The following is a 4,857-nucleotide window of genomic DNA, read 5'->3' as shown; positions in this document are numbered from 1 at the left end:
CGAACAACTGGATGCTGCAACCCGCGACGGCCACCACGATAACCCCCACCTTGATTTGTGGATCCGTCTTTTCGACCATGGTACGACCGAAATAGTCGGCTGGACCAAGTTTCGCCCCTTGACAGTGTGCCAGCGGTGGAACTGCCTTGACCCATTTTCCCTTGGAAGCACCCTGGTTGCAGGATCCGCCATCTGCAGACCAAAGCAACTGGAAACGATCATCGACAATCCTGTCCTGATCCCCGATATCACCCTGGCCTTCCATGTTGGACTGGCCAAAGGCCAAGTAAATATGGAAATTCGGGTCCGGGGCAGCAAATGCAAGAGAAATTGTTAGTGAAGCGACCCCAAAGAGACTCTTCTTAATGAGCCCCTTTGAAAATATTTTTTTCATTTTTCCTCCATAATGGTGGAGAATACCACCAAAACAACAATGAAAAAATATACTGATAAAATAGAAAACTCTTGTTTTTGAGGAATATTTCGTTGTTAGTCATTACAACAAGCGGAAATATGGGCGCTTTCTAGGAAAAATCTCGAAAAAATGTTTGCATCAAAAAAGTATTTTCTTATATTCATATCAAACAGAGGTTTTAACATGAATAAAAAGTTTTCCATGATTCTTGGTGCGGCTTGCCTGAGCACGGCACTTCTGGTTGGTTGTAGCGACGATTCTGCGAGTTCTGGGCCTTCAAAGGCTGAAGAATGTGCTGCCGGCATCACTTCCGATTGTGTGGTTGGAACCTGGAATATGATTGGCTTTGCGGATAATGCCAGCGGAACCATGATGGCTGAATATGATTATTCGGCTATGCCCGGCTCGATTACATTTTCAGAAGATAGCTCGTTTGTCTTTACTTTACCCTCTGCTGCAGCTGCAGCTTTGAACGATCCCGAATGTGCCTCGATCAAGGGTACTTGGAATGTAACGCCGCCGTCGTTGAATCTCTCTACCCGTGTGGCTGAATTTGACAACATGGATATGTGTGTTGGTAAGTCTCGTGGTACCCTTACGCCGAAAATTACGGTTGAGGGATCATTGGTCAAGATGTCGCTGGGCCAGGTATTTTTCCTGGATCGTATCACGGACGAAGGTGGAGTCAAGACCAGCGGTACCGAAGTTTTTACGGCTAACTAAGTCTTGAATAATCCGCAAGGTGCGGATGAAAATTTGAAAAATCCCCCGACGGATGCCGGAGGATTTTTTTTGTGTATTTGGAATTTTATTGATGGGGCCTTATTTCAGAAGGATGGTCCTATGTCCGAGTGCAGTGCCTCTAGTCGATTCAAGCTTGGCCATGTACTTGCCCATAGGGAGCTTGGCGAGGCTTATGCTTGCGTTGGCGTTCACTTCGGAGCTTAGGGCGAGTGCACCATTCATGCTGTAGAGCTTGAGGATTGAACCTGCAGGTGCGTTTATATGAAGCGTACGCTTTTCAAGCTGCATCGTTGATGTGCTGGATATATTGACACGCTTCAGACCGGTGACGAACTTGGTGCCTTCGGGGGCGCCCACGATAAGTCCGCGTCCTACTGTGCTCATGTAGACAACGCCGAAGTTGTTCATGTCGCCCTGGACGAAGCTTCCATTGCCCGGACCTCCAAACTGGTGCTTGTCATCGTTAACGCGTTCCCAAGTCTTGCATTTGTCGGTACTGCGGTAAATGCCGAGTGCATTGTCGGCTCCGCCTGCGATACCCCAGATAAAGAGCGTCTCGTAATCGGCGCCTTCCTTGGCCTTGCCGATGCCTACCGAGATAGCCGTGTTGACGCCTTCGCAGCGGTTCCAGGTGTTGCCTCCGTCTTCGGTGTATGCGAGACCGTTTTCGGAATAACCCTTAGTGAGCCAAGACTGCGCCTGGTCCATCGGAACCCACAGGTGTCCTTCGCGTCCATAGACGCTGCGGATCAGGCCGCTTCCGTTGAAGTATTCCCCGGCTCCTTCGTTCTGCAGACGGGCGGTCTGGGCAGAGAATGTCTTGCCCTTGTCGGTCGATTTGTAGAGCGTGCCCATAGTATTCATGACATAGAAGATGTCTGCATCGACCGGGTCGGCAACGATGCGGGAGTACTGCGTCTGTGTACCGGTTTCAATTGCGGTCCAGGAAACTCCATTGTCATCGGAACGATAGACTGTTGCGCTTTGGTCGGGACGGTGGAGCATGACCTTGCCGTCGGCAGAAAGGACCACTAGGCCCTTGCCGCCCTTGAGCGTGGTCTTGACGCTGTCCCAGGTAAATCCATCTTCGGAACGGTACATCACGTTGTAGTTGATGGATTCGTATTGACCGTAAACAGTAATGATGCCTGTGCGGAGGAATGAACCGGAAAGGGGGGCGTAGGCCATGCTTTCGGTAGTACCGACAGTTGGCGTGTGACGAGGGGAGCTTTCGTTGATGTTCCTGTAGGTGGATCCGTCGTAGTCTCCGATAGCCGTGACAAGCGGACCGTCCGGGACGCTTACGATATCGAGCGGGACAGTCTCCTCGATGCCGCGGGACATGAATTTCCACACAGGAACTTTTGCGGTGATGTCGTCCGTCATGAAGATCCCATTTCCGCTCGTGACCCAGGCCTGCTTGTTATTGAACGGGTTGATTTCGAGTGAGCCTGCCCAATGGATGGCGTTGCCCGGAATCCAGGAAGTGCCATTTGCGTCGATGTTCACGCCATCGGCGTAATGCTGTCCGTGGTTCCATGTCTTTCCGCCGTCAGTCGTGGTGTAGATGCGATCGCCGTAGTTGTCGCGTTCGTTGCCTTCGGAATCCTTCGCGAGGTGGCGTCCGGTGTACTTGCCCAGCGTCGAGATTACGATGTGATTTTTGTCCTTCGGGTCGATTGCCACACCGCCGTAGGAACTTTTGTCCTTCTCGTAGGTGGTGGGACTTTGTTCATGAGTTACCGAATCGCTCGGAGTGAGGTCGGTCCAGGTACCGCCCGCGATGTTGTACTTGTAGAAGGCGCCGCTGTTGATACTGTGCGGGCCCGGACCATCGGCGAAGGTGATGAACATGTCGCCATCGACAATCTTTGCACGGTGCGGCATTAGGCCTGTAGGTACTCCTGAAATGGAATTCCAAGTTTTTCCACCGTCGTTACTTACCTGCAGGTTATCCTTCGTGTCGGAAATGCCTATGTAGATGGTCTTGGTCGAGCCGTCGGCATTTGTGCCCTGCGATTCGTCGAACATCACGAAGCTGATGCCGTTTACATTGTTGAGTGCAGATTCCTTTGCGTCGGAAATTGCGACTTTGTAGATGCTCGTCCATGTCTTGCCGTAGTCGGTACTCTTGTAGAGACCCTTAGTGCGGCTACCGCAGAAGATGATGTTCGGCTTGTTCGGGTCCACGGCGAGCTTTTCGCCGGTCTGGCGGCCCATGCCATTGCCATGCGCGAGCATTTCCACGTAGCTTGTGTCCCAGGAGGCTCCGTAATCTTCGCTGCGCAAGACCGCTGTGCGGCCTTGGCTAAAGTATCCCGTACCGGCAAGCACATAGATGCGTTTCGGATCTGTCGGGTCGAGCGCAAATGCTTCTGTACCCATGAGTCCCACATCATTTTGACTGACCCAGTCCATCAGGGGAATCCAGGTACTTTTGTCAAAATCAAAACGATAAATTCCGCCAACATCGGTGCGTGCGTAGAGCAAGTTTTCGGCCTTGGGGTGGAATATGACAGCTGAGACGAAACCGCCGCCGTCAAAGCGGACATTGCCCCATTCGTAATTTTCTGCGTTGGCGGTCGCAGCGAGGCCAAGTAAAGAAATAATTCCTAGAAATTTGATCTTGCCAATCATGGACGCTCCTTTTACTCCCAAGAAAATATTTTTTTTTAGGAAAAAAAGAAAAAATATCGAGATTGGCGTAGAAATAATGTTTATGAATTCTCAACGAATGTAAACATTTACAAAATGTCAACGATGCATCTTTTGGGGCTCGGGAGAGTATGTTTTTTCGGCTCGCTCGTTACGGCGTTTTAGTTCCTGGTTCAGGGGCCAGTAAATGAACGCGAACAGTATGTATCCGCACAGGAGGACTATCCAGTGGTTTAATCCGAGGAAGATTTCGAGGTAACGCATTTCGACGAACATGAAGGGGCCTGCAATGAGGAACAGTGGCAACTGTCTGCACTGATCTCCGAGCGAATAACGGCTTTCGTAGCTCACGATGGAATTCATCATGGGAAAACTGGTGCAGAAACCACCCATGAGTTGCTTGATGAACATGAGGCCTGCAACGACTCCGGCAATAGCCGGGGCCTTGACATAGACGGGCAGGGGAGTCTTGTAGCGGACGCCGGATTTGTAGTTCTGAGTCTGGAAAAGGACTACTCCGACGATAAAATCAAAGAGACATGCTCCGATGAACCAGGGCTCGGTATCGGGAATGCGTGGCATAAGGAAAGTGCCGAGTACGACAAAGAAGGCAAGTCCGGCGATGATGCTTGGAACGATTGGAATTTTGACCTTATAATGTAGAATGCGGACGATATGCACATATAGGAGACACATGAATCCCGAAATGGCGTTTGCCGCACCCATGGGGAGTCCGACTGCAATGTAAGCGAATCCACAGGGAATGGGAATTGTTGCCGTGACCGCCTTGAGCTGCGGATCCTTCAGGTAGGCGCTCAGGGTCCCGAGAGCGGTTACCATGAATACTAGCAGCCAGTCGTAGAACGAAAAGTTAAAATTCAGGGAATCGAGCATGGCCCGTAACATCGCCTTTTATTTGAAGCGTCTGGGGAGAGTTTTTCCTTGTGAGATCCAGCTGCTGTATTCGGCTGCTGCAGTATAGAGGGCGTCCGTCGAGGAGTTTAGGGCCGTTTCAAGGCTGTCCTGGACTACACCGATAATGA

The 4,857-nt window shown here is 50.9% G+C and carries 5 protein-coding genes; 1 reads left to right on the top strand and 4 read right to left on the bottom strand.

The genetic code is table 11. From position 1 onward, the window contains the following. The coding region (locus Q0628_RS11880) for a sialate O-acetylesterase (RefSeq protein ID WP_298771247.1) at positions 1-394 on the bottom strand (394 nt) is incomplete at its 3' end. A gap of 204 nt (positions 395-598) precedes the next feature. On the opposite strand from Q0628_RS11880, the gene Q0628_RS11875 reads away from it, so the two are divergent. Further along, on the top strand, positions 599-1,138 hold the full coding sequence (locus tag Q0628_RS11875) for a hypothetical protein (protein ID WP_298771246.1): 540 nt from the start codon (positions 599-601) through the stop codon (positions 1,136-1,138). Positions 1,139-1,237: 99 nt separating this feature from the next. Here the strand turns inward: Q0628_RS11875 and Q0628_RS11870 are convergent, their stop codons facing one another. From Q0628_RS11870 to Q0628_RS15765, 3 genes are all read right to left on the bottom strand, one after another. Continuing rightward, entirely contained in the window at positions 1,238-3,796 is a 2,559-nt protein-coding gene (locus Q0628_RS11870; protein ID WP_298771245.1) for a 1,4-beta-glucanase, read from the bottom strand. Positions 3,797-3,913: 117 nt separating this feature from the next. Beyond that, positions 3,914-4,708, bottom strand: a complete 795-nt coding sequence (locus tag Q0628_RS11865; RefSeq protein ID WP_298771244.1) for a hypothetical protein — start codon at positions 4,706-4,708, stop codon at positions 3,914-3,916. Positions 4,709-4,726: 18 nt separating this feature from the next. Then, positions 4,727-4,857, bottom strand: a 131-nt coding sequence (locus Q0628_RS15765) for an amino acid:cation symporter (protein ID WP_366979159.1), incomplete at its 5' end; no start/stop codon positions are given.

The organism is uncultured Fibrobacter sp., assembly GCF_937877005.1.
Classification (GTDB): Bacteria; Fibrobacterota; Fibrobacteria; order Fibrobacterales; family Fibrobacteraceae; genus Fibrobacter.
This window is presented reverse-complemented; position numbering and strand designations above follow the sequence as displayed.

Bases quoted from the DNA above. Each gene is read 5' to 3' on its own strand.
- Q0628_RS11870 (WP_298771245.1), bottom strand. From the start codon at position 3,796: ATGATTGGCAAGATCAAATTTCTAGGAATTATTTCTTTACTTGGCCTC.
- Q0628_RS11865 (WP_298771244.1), bottom strand. From the start codon at position 4,708: ATGCTCGATTCCCTGAATTTTAACTTTTCGTTCTACGACTGGCTGCTA.
- Q0628_RS11875 (WP_298771246.1), top strand. From the start codon at position 599: ATGAATAAAAAGTTTTCCATGATTCTTGGTGCGGCTTGCCTGAGCACG.